This is a genomic window from Escherichia sp. KTE31, from assembly GCF_000407925.1.
Classification (GTDB): Bacteria; Pseudomonadota; Gammaproteobacteria; order Enterobacterales; family Enterobacteriaceae; genus Escherichia; species Escherichia ruysiae.
Genome location: NZ_KE136722.1, coordinates 1,475,719 through 1,497,138, shown reverse-complemented (window position 1 = coordinate 1,497,138; position 21,420 = coordinate 1,475,719). Strand labels below are relative to the sequence as shown.

The 21,420-nt window shown below is 53.5% G+C and carries 19 protein-coding genes; 14 read left to right on the top strand and 5 right to left on the bottom strand.

The annotated features are described in order from the left end of the window. Nucleotides 1-49: 49 nt before the first annotated feature. From mcbA to WES_RS14005, 6 genes are all read left to right on the top strand, one after another. A complete protein-coding gene (gene mcbA, locus WES_RS23965; protein WP_010351222.1) occupies nt 50-310 on the top strand; it encodes a DUF1471 family periplasmic protein McbA in 261 nt (86 codons plus the stop codon). A gap of 264 nt (nt 311-574) precedes the next feature. Then, a complete protein-coding gene (locus WES_RS13985) occupies nt 575-2,857 on the top strand; it encodes a catecholate siderophore receptor Fiu (protein WP_016159025.1) in 2,283 nt (760 codons plus the stop codon). Nucleotides 2,858-3,070: 213 nt separating this feature from the next. Further along, nucleotides 3,071-3,748 carry a PKHD-type hydroxylase YbiX gene (gene ybiX / locus WES_RS13990; protein WP_000990156.1) on the top strand — a complete coding sequence of 226 codons (678 nt, stop codon included), beginning with the start codon at nt 3,071-3,073 and terminating at the stop codon, nt 3,746-3,748. Between the two features lie 73 nt (nt 3,749-3,821). Beyond that, nucleotides 3,822-4,088, top strand: coding sequence for a C4-type zinc finger protein YbiI (gene ybiI, locus WES_RS13995; RefSeq protein ID WP_000146361.1), 267 nt, complete (start codon nt 3,822-3,824; stop codon nt 4,086-4,088). A gap of 264 nt (nt 4,089-4,352) precedes the next feature. Beyond that, on the top strand, nt 4,353-4,613 hold the full coding sequence (gene ybiJ, locus WES_RS14000; protein ID WP_000849307.1) for a DUF1471 family protein YbiJ: 261 nt from the start codon (nt 4,353-4,355) through the stop codon (nt 4,611-4,613). A gap of 90 nt (nt 4,614-4,703) precedes the next feature. Then, on the top strand, nt 4,704-5,726 hold the full coding sequence (locus WES_RS14005; protein ID WP_016235157.1) for an IS110 family RNA-guided transposase: 1,023 nt from the start codon (nt 4,704-4,706) through the stop codon (nt 5,724-5,726). A gap of 421 nt (nt 5,727-6,147) precedes the next feature. Here the strand turns inward: WES_RS14005 and WES_RS14010 are convergent, their stop codons facing one another. The 4 genes from WES_RS14010 to rhlE all read right to left on the bottom strand — a co-directional run bounded on the left by WES_RS14010 (nt 6,148) and on the right by rhlE (nt 12,088). Next, entirely contained in the window at nt 6,148-7,233 is a 1,086-nt protein-coding gene (locus WES_RS14010; protein WP_016159026.1) for a malate/lactate/ureidoglycolate dehydrogenase, read from the bottom strand. A 140-nt stretch (nt 7,234-7,373) separates the two neighbouring features. After that, nucleotides 7,374-8,336, bottom strand: coding sequence for a DNA-binding protein YbiB (gene ybiB, locus WES_RS14015; protein WP_016159027.1), 963 nt, complete (start codon nt 8,334-8,336; stop codon nt 7,374-7,376). Nucleotides 8,337-8,363: 27 nt separating this feature from the next. After that, nucleotides 8,364-10,514 (bottom strand): ATP-dependent DNA helicase DinG, encoded by a 2,151-nt coding sequence (gene dinG / locus WES_RS14020; RefSeq protein WP_016159028.1) that lies wholly within the window; start codon nt 10,512-10,514, stop codon nt 8,364-8,366. A 209-nt stretch (nt 10,515-10,723) separates the two neighbouring features. Continuing rightward, nucleotides 10,724-12,088, bottom strand: coding sequence for an ATP-dependent RNA helicase RhlE (gene rhlE / locus WES_RS14025; RefSeq protein ID WP_016159029.1), 1,365 nt, complete (start codon nt 12,086-12,088; stop codon nt 10,724-10,726). A 228-nt stretch (nt 12,089-12,316) separates the two neighbouring features. Between rhlE and cecR the strand changes: the two genes are divergently transcribed. The 5 genes from cecR to WES_RS14050 are packed head-to-tail and all read left to right on the top strand — an operon-like array spanning nt 12,317 to nt 17,958. Beyond that, entirely contained in the window at nt 12,317-12,988 is a 672-nt protein-coding gene (cecR, locus tag WES_RS14030) for a DNA-binding transcriptional regulator CecR (RefSeq protein ID WP_016159030.1), read from the top strand. A 2-nt stretch (nt 12,989-12,990) separates the two neighbouring features. Continuing rightward, nucleotides 12,991-13,986 carry a secretion protein HlyD gene (gene hlyD / locus WES_RS14035; RefSeq protein ID WP_016159031.1) on the top strand — a complete coding sequence of 332 codons (996 nt, stop codon included), beginning with the start codon at nt 12,991-12,993 and terminating at the stop codon, nt 13,984-13,986. Further along, entirely contained in the window at nt 13,979-15,715 is a 1,737-nt protein-coding gene (locus WES_RS14040; RefSeq protein ID WP_010354757.1) for an ATP-binding cassette domain-containing protein, read from the top strand. Before hlyD ends, WES_RS14040 begins: the two co-directional genes overlap by 8 nt. After that, nucleotides 15,708-16,841, top strand: a complete 1,134-nt coding sequence (locus tag WES_RS14045) for an ABC transporter permease (RefSeq protein WP_016159032.1) — start codon at nt 15,708-15,710, stop codon at nt 16,839-16,841. The genes WES_RS14040 and WES_RS14045 overlap by 8 nt, the downstream gene beginning before the upstream one ends. A gap of 10 nt (nt 16,842-16,851) precedes the next feature. Beyond that, entirely contained in the window at nt 16,852-17,958 is a 1,107-nt protein-coding gene (locus WES_RS14050; protein WP_000469029.1) for an ABC transporter permease, read from the top strand. Here WES_RS14050 and WES_RS14055 read toward each other — a convergent pair. Further along, a complete protein-coding gene (locus WES_RS14055) occupies nt 17,920-18,330 on the bottom strand; it encodes a YbhQ family protein (protein WP_000871987.1) in 411 nt (136 codons plus the stop codon). The two genes, WES_RS14050 and WES_RS14055, sit on opposite strands and share 39 nt — an antisense overlap. 132 nt (nt 18,331-18,462) lie before the next feature. On the opposite strand from WES_RS14055, the gene WES_RS14060 reads away from it, so the two are divergent. From WES_RS14060 to WES_RS14070, 3 genes are read left to right on the top strand one after another with little or no spacing between them, the layout of a single operon-like run. Continuing rightward, entirely contained in the window at nt 18,463-19,224 is a 762-nt protein-coding gene (locus tag WES_RS14060; RefSeq protein WP_016159033.1) for an endonuclease/exonuclease/phosphatase family protein, read from the top strand. After that, nucleotides 19,221-20,462, top strand: coding sequence for a cardiolipin synthase ClsB (clsB, locus tag WES_RS14065; protein WP_000650352.1), 1,242 nt, complete (start codon nt 19,221-19,223; stop codon nt 20,460-20,462). Before WES_RS14060 ends, clsB begins: the two co-directional genes overlap by 4 nt. After that, nucleotides 20,462-21,418 (top strand): lysylphosphatidylglycerol synthase domain-containing protein, encoded by a 957-nt coding sequence (locus WES_RS14070; RefSeq protein ID WP_016159034.1) that lies wholly within the window; start codon nt 20,462-20,464, stop codon nt 21,416-21,418. Before clsB ends, WES_RS14070 begins: the two co-directional genes overlap by 1 nt. Nucleotides 21,419-21,420: the final 2 nt, after the last annotated feature.

Sequence of the window (21,420 nt, the reverse complement as noted above, 5' to 3'; positions counted from 1 at the left end):
AGACCTACACTTATCAGGCACTACTCGTTGTATTTATGAGGATGTCATTATGAAAAAGTGCCTCGCACTACTGATTGCCACCGTCCTGAGCGGAATCACCTTCACGGCTTATGCCGCGCAGCCACTGAGTAGCCAGGACAGCGGTCAACTACGACCAGCCGGAACCGTTTCGGCGACCGGCGCATCTAACCTAAGCGATCTGGAGGATAAACTGGCAGAAAAAGCGCGCGAACAAGGCGCGAAAGGTTATGTCATTAATTCCGCAGGCGGAAATGACCAGATGTTCGGTACTGCAACCATCTACAAATAACCCCACCAACGTAACTGCATTCGCCTCTGGATGCAGTTTTCGTCCATTTTGTAATCGAAAAACATCAAATATGAACACAATGTAAATAAATGTATTTCTTTTTCGCGCAATGGGTGATAGAAAATCGCGCCAAGTGATAATGCTTATCAAAATTATTATCACTTGCACAATCGCTTTTACGGGATTAACAGTGGCATCGCATCCGCAAAGATGCTTTCTCGTGACAGTGAAAATTTTAACATATAAGAAAAAGTCACCTGCAAAATGGAAAACAATCGCAATTTCCCTGCCAGACAATTTCATTCGCTCACGTTCTTTGCCGGTCTTTGTATCGGTATCACGCCTGTAGCACAGGCACTCGCCGCCGAAGGGCAAACTAACGCGGATGACACGCTGGTTGTCGAAGCATCAACGCCTTCGCTTTATGCACCACAACAATCTGCCGATCCGAAATTCTCGCGTCCGGTAGCGGATACAACCCGCACGATGACGGTGATTTCGGAACAAGTGATTAAAGATCAGGGCGCAACCAACCTTACCGACGCGCTTAAAAACGTCCCCGGCGTGGGTGCGTTTTTTGCTGGTGAGAACGGTAACTCCACCACTGGTGACGCCATTTATATGCGCGGCGCCGATACCTCTAACAGCATTTATATTGATGGTATTCGCGATATCGGCAGCGTCTCGCGCGACACCTTCAATACCGAACAGGTCGAAGTGATTAAAGGCCCGTCCGGCACCGACTACGGGCGTAGTGCGCCGACGGGTTCGATCAATATGATCAGCAAACAGCCGCGCAATGATTCAGGTATTGACGCCTCCGCCAGTATTGGTAGCGCCTGGTTCCGTCGCGGCACGCTGGATGTTAATCAGGTCATTGGCGATACCACTGCGGTACGTCTGAATATGATGGGCGAAAAGACGCACGATGCCGGGCGCGATAAAGTCAAAAACGAGCGTTACGGCGTCGCCCCTTCCGTGGCATTTGGTCTCGGTACGTCGAATCGTTTGTATCTCAACTATTTACACGTCACCCAGCACAATACGCCAGACGGCGGCATTCCGACCATTGGTTTACCGGGCTATTCCGCACCTTCTGCGGGTACGGCGGCGCTGAATCATTCCGGAAAAGTTGATACGCATAACTTTTATGGTACAGATTCCGATTACGACGATTCGACCACCGATACTGCCACCATGCGTTTTGAGCACGACATCAGCGATAACACCACTATTCGCAATACCACGCGTTGGTCGCGCGTGAAGCAGGATTACCTGATGACGGCAATTATGGGCGGGGCGTCGAATATTACCCAGCCCACCAGCGATGTGAATAGCTGGACATGGTCACGCACTGCGAATACCAAAGATGTGAGTAATAAAATTCTCACCAACCAGACCAACCTGACCTCGACGTTCTATACCGGCTCTATCGGTCATGATATCAGTACCGGCGTGGAATTTACCCGCGAAACGCAAACCAACTACGGCGTTAATCCGGTGACGTTACCGGCGGTGAATATTTATCATCCTGACAGCAGCATTCATCCCGGTGGCCTGACGCGCAACGGCGCAAATGCCAATGGTCAGACGGATACCTTTGCAATTTATGCCTTCGATACGCTGCAAATCACCCGTGATTTTGAGCTGAACGGCGGAATTCGGCTGGACAATTATCATACTGAATACGACAGTGCTACCGCCTGCGGCGGCAGTGGTCGCGGTGCCGTCACCTGCCCGAGTGGCGTAGCAAACGGTTCTCCAGTCACTACTGTCGACACCGCTAAGTCTGGCAATCTGGTGAACTGGAAAGCCGGGGCGCTGTATCACCTGACAGACAATGGCAATGTCTACGTGAACTATGCCGTTTCCCAACAACCACCAGGTGGCAGTAATTTCGCTCTTGCGCAGTCTGGTAGCGGTAACAGTGCCAGCCGTACCGACTTTAAACCGCAAAAAGCCAAAACCAGTGAGATTGGCACCAAATGGCAGGTGCTGGATAAACGCCTGCTACTCACTGCCGCGCTGTTCCGTACTGATATCGAAAATGAAGTTGAGCAAAATGATGACGGGACTTACTCGCAATACGGTAAGAAACGCGTCGAAGGCTATGAGATTTCCGTTGCCGGGAATATCACTCCGGCCTGGCAAGTGATTGGCGGTTACACCCAGCAAAAAGCGACTATCAAAAACGGCGCTGACGTTGCTCAGGATGGTTCCTCATCACTGCCGTATACGCCGGAACACGCCTTTACCCTATGGAGCCAATATCAGGCAACCGATGATATCTCCGTTGGTGCAGGCGCTCGCTATATCGGCAGTATGCGTAAAGGTTCAGACGGCGCGGTGGGAACGCCAGCGTTTACCGAAGGTTATTGGGTCGCCGATGCCAAACTGGGTTATCGGGTTAATCGCAATCTCGACTTCCAGTTAAATGTCTACAACCTGTTCGATACCGATTACGTCGCCTCAATCAACAAGAGCGGCTACCGTTATCACCCGGGTGAGCCAAGAACTTTCCTGCTCACCGCCAATATGCATTTCTGATTCAGATGTGGGGTGCAGGGCGCACTAAGATTGATGGCGAGAACAGAACTGCCTGATGCGCTACGCTTATCAGGCCTGCAAAATTCGTGCAATGCATTGAATTCACATCATTTTGTAGGCCGGATAAGGCGTTCACGCCGCATCCGGCATGAGTTAAGTGCACTCTATCAACAATCGGTGTGATGCTCAGCCCCCACTTTTTGGAGAACCTATATGATGTACCACATTCCCGGTGTGTTATCGCCACAGGACGTCGCCCGGTTTCGTGCCCAACTGGAACAAGCCGAATGGATTGATGGACGTGTCACCACCGGCGCACAAGGCGCGCAGGTCAAGAATAATCAACAGGTAGACACCCGCAGCGCGTTATATGCCGCATTACAAAATGAAGTGCTGAACGCGGTTAACCAACATGCACTGTTCTTTGCCGCTGCCTTGCCGCGTACCATTTCCACGCCGCTGTTTAATCGCTATCAGAATAATGAAACCTATGGTTTTCATGTGGATGGCGCGGTACGCAGTCATCCGCAAAACGGCTGGATGCGCACCGATCTTTCCGCCACGCTGTTTTTGAGCGATCCACAAAGTTACGAAGGCGGCGAACTGGTCGTCAATGACACCTTCGGGCAACATCGGGTAAAACTCCCGGCTGGCGATCTGGTGTTGTATCCCTCCAGCAGCCTGCACTGTGTGACGCCAGTAACGCACGGCGTACGGGTGGCGTCATTTATGTGGATACAATCAATGATCCGCGACGATAAAAAGCGCGCCATGCTGTTCGAGCTGGACAACAATATTCAGTCACTCAAAAACCGCTACGGTGAAGGAGAAGAGATCCTGTCGCTACTCAATCTTTATCATAATCTGCTGCGGGAATGGTCGGAGATCTGACGCTTGAACTGCCCAGGTTCGCCCCTATATTAGCTACACTTAACTGTACAAGCATTGATATGGGGAGGACGATATGGCATCCGGTTGGGCTAACGATGACGCCGTCAACGAACAGATCAACAGTACAATTGAAGATGCGATTGCCCGCGCCAGGGGTGAAATTCCGCGTGGCGAAAGCCTGTATGAATGTGAAGAGTGCGGCGCTCCCATCCCGCAGGCTCGTCGGGAAGCCATTCCTGGCGTGCGCTTATGCATTCACTGTCAGCAGGAGAAAGATTTACAAAAACCGGATTATACAGGATATAATCGCAGAGGTTCGAAAGACAGCCAGTTACGTTAACTGCAACTAGCATGATGTGTAGATAGTATGATTTGCGTTTTTCGTGGCATTCCGTGCCTTTAACGCAGCCGTAACTGCCACATGTTACAAAATTGGTTCATACATACGATAAATGAATGGATTATCAACATGTTAGATATCAATCAATTTATTTGAACAAGGCGGTCAATTCTCTTCGATTTTATCTCTCGTAAAAAAACGTGATACTCATCACATCGACGAAACAACGTCAATTAAACAAAAATCACCTGCGAGAGATTAATTATGAAAACTATCAATACTGTTGTTGCTGCTATGGCTCTTTCCACTCTGTCATTTGGCGTGTTCGCGGCGGAGCCGGTCACGGCATCCCAGGCACAAAGCATGAATAAAATTGGCGTAGTTTCTGCCGATGGCGCATCCACCCTCGATGCCCTGGAAGCGAAACTGGCTGAAAAAGCGGCGGCGGCTGGTGCCAGTGGATACAGCATCACATCCGCCACCAACAACAATAAATTAAGCGGCACAGCGGTTATCTATAAGTAATTCGCAGGCCGATGTGATGGACACCTCCCGCCTTACGGCATCAATGTGCCAGACTGAGGTGTACTCAGTTCCCAGGTGGAGGTGTCCGTCATGAATATTAAGCGTATTGGTCTCGACCTTGCAAAAAATGTTTTTCAGATCCACGGCGTCGATCACCATGAAAAAGTGGTACTGCGAAAAACCCTGCGCCGTGCCCACATGATGACGTTTTTCTCCGGCCTTTCTCCCTGTCTTATTGGTATTGAGGCCTGTGGCTCTTCCCATTACTGGGCCCGCGAGCTCACCCGCATGGGCCATACCGTGCGTATTATTCCGCCGAAACTCGTCAAACCTTATCTCAAAGGCAACAAAAACGACGCCAATGATGCAGCAGCCATCTGCGAGGCCATCAGCAGGCCTGGTATGCGTTTTGTCGCTCTCAAATCGGAAGCACAGCAGACGTTACAGGCAGAGCACCGGGTCCGGGCCAGGATCATCCGCGAGCGGACTGCACTGTGCAATGAAATCCGGGGGCTGTTGAGTGAATTTGGTCTGGTGCTGCCAGTGGGGATAAATCACGTGCGTAAAGCCCTGCCGGAAATCCTGTCGCAGCAGGAGCAGTGGAATGACCGCTTCATCCGTCTGTTGTGCGAGCTGTCAGAGGAAATGCAGATGCTGGATGAGCGCATATCGCGTCATGACCGGCGTCTTCAGCAGGCGGCACGGGACGATATCCGCATAAAACGGCTGATGGAAATAGAGGGTTTTGGCCCGATAGTGGCGAGTGCACTGGTGGCTGCCGTGGGCGATGCGAAGCAATTTAAAAACGGTCGGGAAATGTCGGCCTTTATTGGACTGGTTCCGCGACAGCATTCAAGCGGCGGAAAAGAGCGGCTGGGCCATATCAGCAAACGTGGTGACAGTTACCTGAGAACGCTGATAATCCATGGTGCCCGTGCAGTCCTGAGGTTCAGCGCCGGAAAAACAGACAGACGCAGCCTCTGGCTACAGTCGGTGGCAGAAAGACGTAATAACAATATCGCCGTGGTGGCGCTGGCAAATAAAAACATCCGGATAGCGTGGGCGATATTAAATCGTGGTGAAGAATACCATGGGGTGAAGAATGCAGCGTAAGCAGCACTGACGTCCCTGTAAGTAAACGAGCAACAAACCTGCCGTAAGTGTGCAAAGTTATAAAGAACTGATGTGTAACAGGTAAGACCGACATCTGGCAAATCCGACCTTATCCATGGCTCCCTGCAAAGCAAAGCCGGCAGGCCGAAAGGAAACAGATGTGCAGATAACATCATGGCCGGGTACGACGGTACCGTAAGAGAGGCCGGATATACGAATGCAACTTACTCCCGTCACACAGATGAAAAATAACTTGCACAACGGGAGGTGTCCATATACGGATAAAGCGTTTACGCCGCATCCGGCAAGAAGCTATCAGGTTCTGAATTTCCCTGTCTGTTTGCCGACAGACGCATGTGCTCCAACCCTCATTGATCCTATGTTACCCTTGTTTGCCCGTCCGTCACTGGACGGGCTTTTTTTAGCTGGCTGACTGCTGGCTGAAAGCCTGCAACGTCTCTTCTGATATACCAATCTGCCGCGCGGCGTCGCAAATTGCCTGCCAGCTTCCGGCATCCAACGGAACCCCCGTTTCCTGCCGTTCACGGCGCATATTCACTTCCCACTCTCCCGGCAGCAAAATCGGTTTATCTTCATCATGCGGCGAGGCTTTCACCCACTCGGCAAAGGCTTCGGACTGCTCTGCACAATCTGGCGCACCGAACAGCTCCGGGTTAATGATAATGCTCGTCATACAGTTAAAACCGGCATCCGGGCTGTGCTGCAATGTTTCCTGATAAGTGGTTTTACCACCAGAAAGCGCACCACCGAGAATTTCGCACATCACCGCCAGGGCGTAACCTTTATGTTCAGCAAAAGCCAACAACGCTCCTAACGGTGACTCCAGCATTACCGCCGGATCGGTCGTTGGCACACCGTTAACGTCGATCAGGCAACCAGGTGGTACGGGCACGCCTTTATGCCAGGCCACACGCGCTTTACCAAACGCAATGGTGCTGGTGGCGTAATCGAGCAACAGCGGGAAGTCATCTTTACGTGGGAAAACAACGCAAAACGGATTGGTGCCAAAGCGACTGTCACGACCACGGAACGGCGCAACAGCCTTGCTCCCTACCACACTGACAAAGTGGATAGAGACAAACCCCGCCGCCGCGCACTGTTCCGCCCAATAACCAATGCGCCCGATATGATGTGAGTTACGCAGCGCCACGGCAGCAATACCGTGGTGACGTGCTTTTTCAATGCCCAGAGTCATGGCCTCATATGCAGCTACCTGACCACATGCGCGATCGCCATCAAGCGTGACCACAGCCCCCGCATCTTTGACAATTTTGGCGTGATGGTTGATCTGCAAATAGCCCTGCTGCCAGGAACGCACATAATTCGGGATCATGCCAATACCATGTGAATCATGCCCTGCCAGATTTGCTGCGATTAAATGATCTGCTACTAATTTTGCTTCCTGTTCCTCGCTACCCATCTGACGAAACACAGTCAGAACAAAGTTGTGCAGCGTCCGGGCATGAAAGCGATGACCACTTTCCATGGTTAACTCCTGTTTATGTTATATGCCTGTTGTTTTTTTATGCTGCGCGCCGCACACGGGAAGGTCAATAAAGATGCTGCACTTTCATGGTGCAGTGGAGTAAAGACCGGATGACACTCATCATCCGGCTGAGGAAGAAATTAAAATGATTGCTTAATGCGCGCCAGACCATCGCTAATAGTTGCCACTTCGCCCGCCGCCGCCAGACAGCAAGCCATCTGGATATTCAGTGACTCGGGAATTGGTTCGGTGCCAGCCAGGCAACGTTCAATCCACTTCGCCGTGGTTTCCGGGTCTTTTGCTTGTGGCAGTAGCTCGTTGCCAGCAGTGTCCTGTTTTTCATACAGCACCCGCATCCCTTCGCGGTCAATAAGATTTATTTGCGGGCAGCGTTGCGGATTAGCATAGACTTCGCCTTCAGTGCCGTGCATTAACAGCGCCCGTCCGCCGATATCGCGAAAGAACTTCGCGACTCGCCCGATGTATTCCGGATGCGAGACGCTGGAAAGACGCAGTGCCTCACCTTCGGCAAACGGTGTCGCCAGTTTCGCCAGGGTATGCGCACTGTTGCGCACGCCCATCCGCCAGCGCATCGCCAGTTGTTTTTCCAGCGGCGGGCAAAACGCGCCTACGGGCATAAATACCGGCTGGTGCTCGTCAAGCTTCGCCTGTGCTTGTCCGGCATGTAGCGTTGGCGCAATCCCCATCAGTTGAAAAATGGTTTCGGTCAGCACGCGAGTCGGATCTTCACTAACGCCGTGAACGACCACCGGAAAACCGAGTTTATGCAGCAGAATCGCCAGCAACGGTGTCAGGTTGGCCTGTTTACGCGCGCCGTTGTAACTGGGGATGACAATCGGCATCGGCTTGCCGACGGGGGGCGTCAGCTTGATGGTGTGATTTTGCATGGCTTCGTAAAAGCCGAGCATCTCTGCTTCCCCTTCCCCTTTGATACGCAGTGCAATCAATATGCCACCCAACTCAAGGTCAGGCACTTCGCCATTGAGCATATGGGCATACAGACCGCGCGCCGTATCCTGGTCCAGATCGCGTGCGTGGTTTTTCCCGCGCCCGATCTCTTTAATGATTTTGCGATAGTCCATTTACGACTCCTTACCTGACTCACATCATTAACGCCGCCGACGGCGTGGGGATTTCGCTTTTTCTTTCTTTTTAACTATACCTTCAGGGACTTCCGGTTGCTCTATTGGAAATACCGGTAATGCATCCAGTAGTCGCTTGCCATAATTTTTGGTCAACAAGCGTTTGTCGTAGATAACCACTTCGCCCCAGCAACTGTGGCTTCGAATAAGACGCCCAACTTGCTGAATCAGATTAAACGAAGCACTTGGCAGACTTTGCACCTCAAACGGGTAGCGATTAAGACTTTTTAGCCATTCGCCTTCGGTGATCACCACCGGACTGTCGATAGGCGGAAAGGCGATTTTATGGATATGCACCTGACTGAGCAGATCGCCTTTCAGATCAAGGCCTTCGGCGAATGACTGTAAGCCCACCAGCACGCTGCGCTCACCGTTAGCGACGCGTTTGCGATGCAGTTCAACTAAGCGGTAGCGCGGCTGATCGCCCTGCACCAGTAACATCAAACGTAAATCCGTCACATAGTCGAGAAACCGCTGCATCGCCCGTCCGCTGGCAAACAGCACCAACATGCCGAGATGCTTTTTGCTCTCCACCTGCTCACGGAAAAAGGCCGCCATTTCAGCAATGTGCTGCTCTTCGTTGTCGATGGAAGGCTCAAAGCGCATCCGGGGAATAACAATTTTGCCCTGCTCGCAGTGGTTGAACGGTGAATCCAGCGCCACAAAGCGGTCGCCTGCTTTCTCTTTTAGCCCGCTCATCTCCTGCAAACGCGAAAAACTGTTCAGCGAACGCAAGGTTGCGGAGGTGACAATAATGTGCGGAATGCTGCGCCACAGCAGCCTTTCCAGCTGATCGCTGACGCGGATCCCCACGCAGTGAAACCAGAGATGTAGCTGCCCGTCACGCTCTTCCCGCGTCACCCATTTGGTCACTGGCGCACCGGAAGATTGCGCCAGCGAGGCCAGCCGCCAGAGTTTGCTTTGCGCCTCAAACATCCCCAGCGCGCGGTTCATCTGCAAAATCAACCGATGCAGACGCACAATATCGTGGCTGCCGGTTTTCTCGCTTAAATCGTTGAGGAACAGTTCTGCAAGGCCACGCAACATCTCGGTCAGTTTCGCCAGCCGCTGGCAGATCTCCAGCACTTCATCAGGCAGTTCGCCCATCGCAAACCGGTGCTCAGCCTCCTGCCCGGCAGGCATATAGAGATTGAGAATGTTGTTTAAAGAGGCGATAAGCTCATACAACTCTTCACAATGCGCATTCAAACGTTCAGGGATTGCCAGCGGTGGGATGGTCTTCGGGCGAAACTGCTCCATGCAGGTGGCGACCAGTTTCGTGAACAAGTCCAGTTGGAGCCGATACCAGGGCGCGGTGATTTCGGCGCTCATCTCCAGCGCATCCCGCGCCACGTCCGGCAGGTGATGCCCTTCATCCAGCACCAGCAGCAAGTTTTTCGGGTCTGGCAATACAGCTTCGCTTTCCATCGCCGCCATCACCAGCGCATGGTTTGCCACCACCACTTCTGCTTCCTGAATCTCCCGACGGGCAACAAAAAACGGGCATTCGCGGTAGTAGTAACAGTTGCGGTTGAGGCAGCTGGCTTTGTCGGTACTCAGCCGTCGCCAGAGATCGTCATCAATAGCGATATCAGTATGATCGCGCAGGCCATCCCATTTATAAGTGTCGAGATCGCCCTTCAGCTTTGCACAGCGTTTTTGCTCTTCCTGATTATTAGGCGTCAGTTCGTCGTCAAGAAAAGCGAGCAGGTCCTGTTGCGTGGGTTCAGTGCTGGCGAGCGCCGTCAGGTTGCGTGGGCAAACGTAGCGCCCACGCCCGAAAGCGGCGGTGAATTTAAGATCGGGAATGATCTTTTTCAACAAAGGTAAATCTTTGCTGTAGATCTGATCCTGCAATGCCACGTTGGCGGTACTGACCACCAGCGTTTTTTGCTCTTCGCGGGCAATCGCAATGCCAGGAATCAAATAGGAGAGCGTTTTCCCAACGCCGGTGGGCGCTTCAATCGCCAGATGCCGCCCTTCTTCTCCGGCCAGCGTTTTGGCGACGTCCGCAATCATCTGCCGCTGCGGCGCACGGGGAATAAAGTCGGGGATCTGTTCCTGAAGCGCCTTATACCAGGCGGCAATTTGCGCTTTAAGCGCGGCGGTTAATGCCATGAGAAAACCTGAAACACTGTATAAACAGCCAATATTGTGGCATTTTTCGGTTTTCAGGGGTAATGGTTTTTCTGTTTCTGGAAAGCTGCTCGCAAAGACGTTTTCCGGATGTGGGGTTTTCCTCTCATCCATTCAGGGAAAGGGGAACAGGCCAGGATATTTGGGTCTTTGTCATCTGTTTTATGCCGGGCATAGCCCGGCATAAAAGATTACTGCGCAGCGGCAGGTTTACGCGGACGGCGGCGACGTTGTTGTTCGCCTGCCGGTTTGGCATCGCCGAGACGACGAGATGGTTTTTCTGCGGGTTTCGCGTTACCAGACTTCGCACCACCTTCAGCGCGGCGTGGCTGCTGTTGAGCGCGACCACCACCCTGCCCACGACCGCCGCCACTGCGTTGCTGGCGACCATTCTGGATCGGTTCGGCTTTGATTGACGGGTCCGGCTCATAGCCCGGAATCGCAATGCGTGGGATCTCTTTTTTCAGCAGTTTTTCGATATCACGCAGCAGTTTGTGTTCATCAACACACACCAGCGATAACGCTTCGCCGGTGGCGGCGGCACGACCGGTACGCCCGATACGGTGGACATAATCTTCCGGTACGTTTGGCAGCTCATAGTTGACGACGTGTGGCAACTCTTCGATATCCAGGCCACGCGCGGCGATGTCGGTCGCCACCAGCACGCGAATATCGCCCGATTTAAAATCGGCCAGCGCACGGGTACGCGCACCTTGCGATTTATTGCCGTGGATCGCCGCACTGCGAATGCCATCTTTATTTAATTGTTCAGCCAGATGGTTAGCACCATGTTTGGTACGTGTAAACACCAGCACCTGCTGCCAGTTGCCTTTACCAATCATGTGTGACAGCAATTCCCGTTTGCGTTTCTTATCGACAAAGTGAACGTGCTGGGTCACTTGCTCAGAGGCGGTATTGCGGCGTGCCACTTCGATTTCCAGCGGGTTATGCAGCAGTTTTTCTGCCAGAGCTTTAATCTCGTCAGAGAAAGTCGCGGAGAACAGCAGGTTCTGGCGCTTCGCTGGCAGTTTTGTTAACACACGACGAATATCGTGGATAAAGCCCATATCGAGCATACGGTCAGCTTCATCAAGGACGAGGATCTCTATCTGATCCAGTTTCACCGCGTTCTGGTGTTCCAGATCCAGCAAACGCCCCGGCGTTGCCACCAGCACATCAACACCGCCACGCAGCTTCATCATCTGCGGGTTAATGCTGACGCCACCAAACACCACCAGCGAACGAATGTTCAGGTATTTGCTGTAATCACGGACGTTTTCACCAATCTGCGCCGCTAGTTCGCGGGTCGGGGTGAGGATCAACGCGCGTACCGGACGACGCCCTTTGGCGTGCGGCTCGCGGGAAATCAGGTGTTGCAACAGCGGTAACGTAAAGCCCGCTGTTTTGCCCGTGCCGGTCTGGGCACTGGCCATCAGGTCGCGGCCTTCCAGCACCGCAGGGATCGCCTGCTGCTGAATAGGGGTGGGTTCACGGTAACCTTGCTCGGCAACGGCGCGCAGGATATCAGGGCTTAAACCCAAAGAATCGAAAGACATAACTACTCCGAACCGCCCCGACCGTTACCGGTGTAGTTTTCAGGGAGATACTGAAAAGGAAAATGACAAAAACCACAATGTCATGAGGGAGCGGAGTGTAGCAGTTTTTGTGACGCAGCGCATAAATTATCCCTGTGACTGACGTTGCTCAAATTCTTAGCCATACTGGACAACGCGAAAAATGAGTCATAATCTTAATCAATCATTTGATTAAGAATGGGCTGTGCTATGAATAGTCCTGCCATGACAACCAAAGGTGAACAGGCGAAAAAGCAGCTGATTGCCGCTGCACTGGCGCAGTTTGGTGAGTATGGAATGAACGCCACCACCCGCGATATCGCCGCCCAGGCCGGGCAGAATATCGCTGCCATCACCTACTACTTCGGTTCGAAAGAGGATTTGTACCTCGCCTGCGCCCAGTGGATTGCCGATTTTATTGGCGAGCAGTTCCGTCCGCACGCCGAAGAAGCCGAACGCTTGTTCGCACAACCACAGCCTGATCGCGCAGCTATCCGTGAACTGATCCTTCGCGCCTGCAGGAACATGATTAAGCTGCTCACCCAGGATGACACCGTCAACCTCAGTAAGTTTATCTCCCGTGAGCAGCTCTCTCCTACGGCAGCCTATCACCTGGTGCACGAACAGGTGATTAGCCCGCTACACAGCCACCTGACACGCCTGATTGCCGCCTGGACCGGCTGCGACGCCAACGATACCCGCATGATCCTTCATACCCATGCGTTGATTGGTGAGATTCTGGCGTTCCGTCTTGGCAAAGAAACAATTCTGTTACGTACCGGCTGGACCGCGTTCGATGAAGAAAAGACCGAACTGATCAACCAGACGGTGACCTGTCATATCGACCTGATTTTGCAAGGATTATCGCAAAGGAGTTTGTAGTGATGAAAAAAACTGTCGTGACTGGACTGGCGGTAGTGGTGCTTGCCGCCGTGGTTGCCGGAGGCTACTGGTGGTATCAAAGCCGCCAGGATAACGGCCTGACGCTGTATGGCAACGTGGATATTCGTACGGTGAATCTGAGCTTCCGTGTCGGTGGTCGCGTTGAGTCGCTGGCGGTAGACGAAGGTGATGCGATCAAAGCGGGCCAGGTGCTGGGCGAACTGGATCATAAGCCGTATGAGATTGCCCTGATGCAGGCGAAAGCGGGCGTTTCGGTGGCGCAGGCGCAGTATGACCTGATGCTTGCCGGGTATCGCGATGAAGAAATCGCTCAGGCGGCCGCCGCCGTGAAACAGGCGCAAGCCGCATATGACTATGCGCAGAACTTCTATAACCGCCAGCAAGGGTTGTGGAAAAGCCGCACCATTTCGGCAAATGACCTGGAAAATGCCCGCTCCTCGCGCGACCAGGCGCAGGCAACGCTGAAATCAGCTCAGGATAAATTGCGTCAGTACCGTTCCGGTAACCGCGAACAGGATATCGCCCAGGCAAAAGCCAGCCTCGAACAGGCACAGGCGCAACTGGCGCAGGCGGAGCTGAATTTGCAGGATTCGACGCTGGTCGCACCGTCTGACGGCACGCTGTTAACCCGCGCAGTAGAGCCTGGCACGGTGCTCAATGAAGGCGGCACGGTGTTTACCGTCTCGCTGACGCGTCCGGTGTGGGTGCGCGCTTATGTTGATGAACGTAATCTTGACCAGGCGCAGCCGGGACGCAAAGTGCTGCTCTATACCGATGGTCGCCCGGACAAACCCTATCACGGGCAGATTGGTTTCGTTTCGCCGACTGCTGAATTTACCCCGAAAACCGTCGAAACGCCGGATCTGCGTACCGACCTCGTCTATCGCCTGCGTATTGTGGTGACCGACGCCGATGATGCGTTACGCCAGGGTATGCCAGTGACGGTGCAATTCGGTGACGAGGCAGGACATGAATGATGCCGTTATCACGCTGAACGGCCTGGAAAAACGCTTTCCGGGCATGGATAAGCCCGCCGTCGCGCCGCTCGACTGCACCATTCACGCTGGTTATGTGACGGGGCTGGTGGGGCCGGACGGTGCGGGCAAAACCACGCTGATGCGGATGCTGGCGGGATTACTGAAACCCGACAGCGGCAGTGCCACGGTGATTGGCTTTGATCCGATCAAAAACGACGCTGCGCTGCACGCAGTGCTTGGCTATATGCCGCAGAAATTCGGTCTGTATGAAGATCTCACGGTGATGGAAAACCTCAATCTGTACGCGGATTTGCGCAGCGTCACCGGTGAAGCGCGGAAGCAGACTTTTGCTCGCCTGCTGGAGTTTACGTCTCTTGGCCCGTTTACCGGACGCCTGGCGGGCAAGCTCTCTGGCGGGATGAAGCAAAAACTCGGGCTGGCCTGTACCCTGGTGGGCGCGCCGAAAGTGTTACTGCTCGATGAACCCGGCGTCGGCGTTGACCCTATCTCACGGCGCGAACTGTGGCAGATGGTGCATGAGCTGGCAGGCGAAGGGATGCTGATCCTCTGGAGCACCTCGTATCTCGATGAAGCCGAGCAGTGCCGTGATGTGTTGCTGATGAACGAAGGCGAGCTGCTGTATCAGGGGGAACCGACGGCTCTGACGCAGACTATGGCCGGACGCAGTTTTCTGATGACCAGCCCGCACGAGGGCAACCGCAAATTGCTGCAACGGGCATTGAAACTGCCACAGGTCAGCGACGGGATGATTCAGGGGAAATCCGTGCGCCTGATCCTCAAAAAAGAGGCCACACCAGACGATATTCGCCGCGCTGACGGGATGCCGGAAATCAACATCAACGAAACTACGCCGCGTTTTGAAGATGCGTTTATTGATTTGCTGGGCGGTGCCGGAACCTCGGAATCGCCGCTGGGCGCAATATTACATACGGTAGAAGGCACACCCGGCGAGACGGTGATCGAAGCGAAAGAGCTGACCAAGAAATTTGGTGATTTTGCCGCCACCGATCATGTGAATTTTGCCGTCAAACGCGGTGAAATCTTTGGTTTGCTCGGGCCAAACGGCGCGGGGAAATCAACCACCTTTAAGATGATGTGTGGCTTGCTGGTGCCGACCTCTGGTCAGGCGCTGGTGCTGGGGATGGATCTGAAAGAAAGTTCCGGTAAAGCGCGCCAGCATCTCGGCTATATGGCACAAAAGTTTTCGCTCTATGGCAACTTGACGGTCGAACAGAATTTACGCTTTTTCTCCGGTGTGTATGGTTTACGCGGTCGGGCGCAGAACGAAAAAATCTCCCGTATGAGCGAGGCGTTCGGCCTGAAAAGTATCGCCTCACATGCCACCGATGAACTGCCGTTGGGTTTTAAACAGCGGCTGGCGCTGGCCTGCTCGCTGATGCATGAACCGGACATTCTGTTTCTTGATGAACCGACCTCCGGCGTCGATCCCCTCACCCGCCGCGAGTTCTGGCTGCATATCAACAGCATGGTAGAGAAAGGCGTTACGGTGATGGTTACCACCCACTTTATGGATGAAGCGGAATATTGCGACCGCATCGGGCTGGTGTATCGCGGGAAGCTGATTGCCAGCGGCACGCCGGACGATTTGAAAGCGCAGTCGGCTAACGATGAGCAACCCGATCCCACTATGGAGCAAGCCTTTATTCAATTGATCCACAACTGGGATAAGGAGCATGGCAATGAGTAACCCGATCCTTTCCTGGCGTCGTGTGCGGGCGCTGTGCGTCAAAGAGACGCGGCAGATCATTCGCGATCCTAGTAGCTGGCTGATTGCGGTGGTGATCCCGCTGTTGCTGCTGTTTATTTTTGGTTACGGCATTAACCTCGACTCCAGTAAGCTGCGGGTCGGGATTTTGCTGGAGCAGCGTAGCGAAGCGGCGCTGGATTTCACCCACACCATGACCGGTTCGCCCTACATCGACGCCACCATCAGCGATAACCGTCAGGAACTGATCGCCAAAATGCAGGCGGGGAAAATTCGCGGTCTGGTGGTGATTCCGGTGGATTTTGCCGAACAGATGGAGCGCGCCAACGCTACCGCGCCGATTCAGGTGATCACCGACGGCAGCGAGCCGAATACCGCCAACTTTGTGCAGGGTTATGTCGAAGGGATCTGGCAGATCTGGCAAATGCAGCGGGCAGAGGACAATGGGCAGATGTTTGAACCGCTTATCGACGTCCAGACACGCTACTGGTTTAACCCGGCGGCGATAAGCCAGCACTTTATTATCCCCGGTGCGGTAACCATTATCATGACGGTTATCGGCGCGATCCTCACCTCGCTGGTGGTAGCGCGGGAGTGGGAGCGCGGCACTATGGAGGCTTTGCTCTCTACGGAGATTACCCGCACGGAATTGCTGCTGTGTAAGCTGATCCCCTATTACTTCCTCGGTATGCTGGCGATGCTGCTCTGTATGCTGGTGTCGGTGTTTATTCTCGGCGTGCCCTATCGCGGTTCGCTGCTGATCCTGTTTTTTATCACCAGTCTGTTTTTGCTCAGTACCCTGGGGATGGGGCTGCTGATTTCTACGATTACCCGCAACCAGTTCAACGCCGCTCAGGTAGCACTGAACGCAGCTTTCCTGCCGTCGATTATGCTTTCCGGCTTTATTTTTCAGATCGACAGTATGCCAGCGGTGATCCGCGCGGTGACGTACATCATTCCCGCACGTTATTTCGTCAGCACCCTGCAAAGCCTGTTCCTCGCCGGGAATATTCCGGTGGTGCTGGTGGTGAACGTGCTGTTTTTGATCGCTTCGGCGGTGATGTTTATCGGCCTGACGTGGCTGAAAACCAAACGTCGGCTGGATTAGGGAGAAGAGCATGTTTCATCGCTTATGGACGTTAATCCGCAAAGAATTGCAGTCGCTGCTGCGCGAACCGCAGACGCGGGCGATTCTGATTTTACCCGTGCTTATTCAGGTGATCCTGTTCCCGTTTGCCGCCACGCTGGAAGTGACCAACGCCACCATCGCTATCTACGATGAAGATAACGGCGAGCATTCGGTGGAGCTGACCCAGCGTTTTGCCCGCGCCAGCGCCTTTACCCACGTACTGCTGCTGAAAAGTCCGCAGGAGATCCGCCCAACCATCGACACGCAAAAGGCGCTACTGCTGGTGCGTTTCCCGGCAGACTTCTCACGCAAACTGGATACCTTCCAGACCGCGCCGTTGCAGTTAATTCTCGACGGGCGTAACTCCAACAGTGCGCAAATCGCCGCCAACTACCTGCAACAGATCGTCAAAAACTATCAGCAGGAGCTGCTGGAAGGAAAACCGAAACCCAACAACAGCGAACTGGTGGTACGCAACTGGTATAACCCAAACCTCGACTACAAATGGTTTGTGGTGCCATCGTTGATCGCCATGATCACCACTATCGGCGTGATGATCGTCACTTCACTTTCTGTCGCCCGCGAACGCGAACAGGGAACGCTCGATCAGCTACTGGTTTCGCCCCTCACCACCTGGCAGATATTCATCGGTAAAGCCGTACCGGCGTTAATTGTCGCCACGTTCCAGGCCACCATTGTGCTGGCGATTGGTATCTGGGCGTATCAAATCCCCTTCGCCGGATCGCTGGCGCTGTTCTATTTCACGATGGTGATTTACGGTTTGTCACTGGTAGGATTCGGTCTGCTGATTTCATCACTCTGTGCAACGCAACAGCAGGCGTTTATCGGCGTATTCGTCTTTATGATGCCCGCCATTCTGCTTTCCGGTTACGTTTCGCCGGTAGAGAACATGCCGGTGTGGCTGCAAAACCTGACGTGGATTAACCCAATCCGCCACTTTACGGACATTACCAAGCAGATTTATTTGAAGGATGCGAGTCTGGATATTGTGTGGAACAGTTTGTGGCCGCTACTGGTGATAACGGCCACGACAGGGTCAGCGGCGTACGCGATGTTTAGACGCAAGGTGATGTAACTTTTTATCTTTCGCCAGTAACGACACCACCGCCGGGCCGGCAAGGATCGCCAGCCCTGCAATTGCCAGCAAATAGTTGTTTTCCAGTACGCGGGACAACAGCCACAGCACAATCAGCGCCGCGCCAAAATACCAGGTGGTGGTCAGCTCTTCCAGTACGTCTGCCACCTCGCGCCAGCGTTGTTCGGGGTGGCGCTGAAACACCAGCATCATCACTACCGTTACACAATACAGCACGCACAATCCCACGCCGACGTGAACCAGAGTTTTACTCATCCAGCCCACCACCAGCAGCGCCACTACCAGTAAATGCAACATAATCTGCCAGCAACTTAGGCCAGTTGCGACACGAACACGTTGTTGCCACTTCATGGCTTCTCTCCTGAAGAATTTATCTCTACTAACTCAGAGTACCGAACTTTACGGAAAATTCCGTAAGACCGCACCTTTTTGTGACGCCGACTACACTATTTCAATGAGATAAGAGGCAAAGACAGGAAAATTATGCCCGATCAAACACAACAATTTTCGTTCAAGGTACTCACCATCAATATTCACAAAGGCTTTACAGCGTTTAACCGACGCTTCATTTTGCCGGAACTTCGCGACGCCGTGCGCACTGTCAACGCCGATATTGTTTGCCTGCAGGAAGTGATGGGCGCGCACGAAGTTCATCCACTGCATGTGGAAAACTGGCCCGATACCTCGCACTACGAGTTTCTCGCCGACACTATGTGGAGCGATTTTGCCTACGGCCGCAATGCCGTATACCCAGAAGGACATCACGGCAACGCGGTTCTTTCGCGTTATCCCATTGAACATTATGAAAATCGCGATGTTTCTGTCGATGGGGCGGAAAAGCGCGGCGTGCTCTACTGCCGCATTGTGCCGCCGGTGACCGGGAAAGCGATTCATGTAATGTGCGTGCATCTTGGCCTGCGTGAGGCGCACCGTCAGGCGCAGCTTGCGATGCTCGCCGAATGGGTAAACCAGCTTCCTCCCGACGAACCCGTTTTAGTGGCGGGTGATTTCAACGACTGGCGGCAAAAAGCCAATCATCCCTTAAAAGTACAGGCCGGGCTGGATGAGATATTTACCCGCGCCCACGGACGCCCGGCGCGCACGTTTCCGGTGCAATTTCCTCTACTACGTCTGGACAGGATCTATGTCAAAAACGCCAGCGCCAGCGCGCCAACCTCGCTACCGCTGCGCACCTGGCGACATCTTTCTGATCATGCCCCTTTGAGTGCGGAGATTCATTTATGAAATGTAGCTGGCGCGAAGGCAATAAGATCCAGTTGCTGGAGAACGGCGAGCAATATTATCCCGCTGTATTTAAAGCGATTGGTGAGGCGCAAGAACGCATTATTCTTGAAACGTTTATCTGGTTCGAGGATGACGTCGGTAAACAATTACACGCAGCATTGCTGGACGCTGCACGACGCGGGGTTAAAGCGGAAGTCTTGCTGGATGGCTACGGTTCGCCGGATCTCAGCGATGAGTTTGTCAATGAACTGACGGCGGCTGGCGTGGTGTTTCGTTATTACGATCCCCGCCCTCGCCTGTTCGGTATGCGCACCAATGTGTTTCGCCGGATGCATCGCAAAATTGTGGTGATCGACGCACGCATCGCCTTTATTGGCGGGCTGAATTACTCCGCCGAGCATATGTCCAGCTACGGTCCAGAGGCCAAACAGGATTACGCGGTGCGCCTGGAGGGGCCAATTGTGGAAGATATTCTGCAATTTGAACTGGAAAACCTGCCCGGACAAAGCGCGGCACGGCGCTGGTGGCGACGTCATCACAAGGCAGAAGAGAACCGCCAGCCGGGAGAAGCGCAGGTATTGCTGGTCTGGCGCGATAACGAAGAACATCGCAGCGATATTGAGCGCCACTATCTGAAAATGCTCACTCAGGCGCGGCGGGAAGTGATTATCGCCAACGCCTACTTCTTCCCCGGCTATCGATTTTTACACGCCTTGCGTAAAGCGGCACGGCGTGGGGTGCGGATCAAACTGATCATTCAGGGTGAACCGGATATGCCTATTGTCAGAGTCGGCGCGCGCTTGCTGTATAACTATCTGGTTAAAGGCGGCGTTCAGGTATTTGAATATCGCCGCCGCCCGCTCCACGGCAAAGTGGCGTTGATGGACGATCACTGGGCGACGGTTGGCTCCAGTAATCTCGATCCGCTCAGTTTGTCGCTGAATCTTGAAGCAAACGTTATCATCCACGATCGTAATTTTAACCAGACGTTACGCGACAATCTGAATGGCATCATCGCCGCTGACTGCCAGCAGGTAGATGAAACCATGCTGCCAAAACGCACCTGGTGGAACCTGACTAAAAGCGTGCTGGCATTCCACTTTCTACGCCATTTCCCGGCGCTGGTGGGCTGGCTTCCGGCGCATACGCCACGTCTGGCGCAAGTTGATCCGCCCGCGCAGCCGGCAATGGAAACTCAGGATCGGGTAGAAACGGAAAACACGGGGGTAAAACCCTGATGAGTAAATCGCATCCACGCTGGCGCCGGGCAAAGAAGATCCTCACCTGGCTGTTTTTTATCGCGGTGATTGTGTTGCTGGTGGTCTACGCCAAAAAGGTAGACTGGGAAGAGGTCTGGAAGGTCATCCGCGACTACAATCGCGTTGCACTGCTCAGTGCGGTTGGGCTGGTGGCCGTCAGCTATCTGATTTACGGCTGTTATGACCTGCTAGCCCGCTTCTACTGCGGTCATAAACTGGCGAAGCGCCAGGTGATGCTGGTGTCATTTATCTGCTACGCCTTCAACCTGACGCTCAGTACCTGGGTCGGCGGCATTGGTATGCGTTATCGTCTTTACTCCCGCCTGGGATTACCGGGTAGCACTATTACACGGATTTTCTCGCTGAGTATTACCACCAACTGGCTGGGCTATATTTTGCTCGCCGGGATTATTTTTACCGTGGGCGTGGTGGAACTGCCGGATCACTGGTATATCGATCAAACCACGCTGCGTATTCTCGGCATTGGCTTACTAATGATTATCGCGGTTTATTTGTGGTTTTGCGCTTTCGCGAAGCACCGCCATATGACCATCAAAGGGCAAAAGCTGGTGCTACCTTCATGGAAATTCGCCCTTGCCCAGATGCTGATTTCCAGCGTCAACTGGATGGTAATGGGAGCGATTATCTGGCTATTGCTTGGTCAAAGCGTGAACTATTTCTTTGTACTGGGCGTGTTGCTGGTTAGTAGTATTGCTGGCGTCATCGTGCATATTCCGGCGGGGATTGGCGTGCTGGAAGCGGTGTTTATCGCGCTACTGGCAGGGGAACATACATCAAAAGGAACGATTATCGCCGCCCTACTCGCTTACCGTGTTCTGTACTACTTTATCCCGCTGCTGCTGGCGCTGATCTGTTACCTGCTGCTGGAAACCCAGGCGAAGAAGCTACGGGCAAAAAATGAAGCGGCGATGTGAAG

Excerpts from the sequence above, each read along its gene's own strand:
- mcbA (WP_010351222.1), top strand. The coding sequence starts at position 50 with ATGAAAAAGTGCCTCGCACTACTGATTGCCACCGTCCTGAGCGGAATC.
- WES_RS13985 (WP_016159025.1), top strand. The coding sequence starts at position 575 with ATGGAAAACAATCGCAATTTCCCTGCCAGACAATTTCATTCGCTCACG.
- ybiX (WP_000990156.1), top strand. The coding sequence starts at position 3,071 with ATGATGTACCACATTCCCGGTGTGTTATCGCCACAGGACGTCGCCCGG.
- ybiI (WP_000146361.1), top strand. The coding sequence starts at position 3,822 with ATGGCATCCGGTTGGGCTAACGATGACGCCGTCAACGAACAGATCAAC.
- ybiJ (WP_000849307.1), top strand. The coding sequence starts at position 4,353 with ATGAAAACTATCAATACTGTTGTTGCTGCTATGGCTCTTTCCACTCTG.
- WES_RS14005 (WP_016235157.1), top strand. The coding sequence starts at position 4,704 with ATGAATATTAAGCGTATTGGTCTCGACCTTGCAAAAAATGTTTTTCAG.
- WES_RS14010 (WP_016159026.1), bottom strand. The coding sequence starts at position 7,233 with ATGGAAAGTGGTCATCGCTTTCATGCCCGGACGCTGCACAACTTTGTT.
- ybiB (WP_016159027.1), bottom strand. The coding sequence starts at position 8,336 with ATGGACTATCGCAAAATCATTAAAGAGATCGGGCGCGGGAAAAACCAC.
- dinG (WP_016159028.1), bottom strand. The coding sequence starts at position 10,514 with ATGGCATTAACCGCCGCGCTTAAAGCGCAAATTGCCGCCTGGTATAAG.
- rhlE (WP_016159029.1), bottom strand. The coding sequence starts at position 12,088 with ATGTCTTTCGATTCTTTGGGTTTAAGCCCTGATATCCTGCGCGCCGTT.
- cecR (WP_016159030.1), top strand. The coding sequence starts at position 12,317 with ATGAATAGTCCTGCCATGACAACCAAAGGTGAACAGGCGAAAAAGCAG.
- hlyD (WP_016159031.1), top strand. The coding sequence starts at position 12,991 with ATGAAAAAAACTGTCGTGACTGGACTGGCGGTAGTGGTGCTTGCCGCC.
- WES_RS14040 (WP_010354757.1), top strand. The coding sequence starts at position 13,979 with ATGAATGATGCCGTTATCACGCTGAACGGCCTGGAAAAACGCTTTCCG.
- WES_RS14045 (WP_016159032.1), top strand. The coding sequence starts at position 15,708 with ATGAGTAACCCGATCCTTTCCTGGCGTCGTGTGCGGGCGCTGTGCGTC.
- WES_RS14050 (WP_000469029.1), top strand. The coding sequence starts at position 16,852 with ATGTTTCATCGCTTATGGACGTTAATCCGCAAAGAATTGCAGTCGCTG.
- WES_RS14055 (WP_000871987.1), bottom strand. The coding sequence starts at position 18,330 with ATGAAGTGGCAACAACGTGTTCGTGTCGCAACTGGCCTAAGTTGCTGG.
- WES_RS14060 (WP_016159033.1), top strand. The coding sequence starts at position 18,463 with ATGCCCGATCAAACACAACAATTTTCGTTCAAGGTACTCACCATCAAT.
- clsB (WP_000650352.1), top strand. The coding sequence starts at position 19,221 with ATGAAATGTAGCTGGCGCGAAGGCAATAAGATCCAGTTGCTGGAGAAC.
- WES_RS14070 (WP_016159034.1), top strand. The coding sequence starts at position 20,462 with ATGAGTAAATCGCATCCACGCTGGCGCCGGGCAAAGAAGATCCTCACC.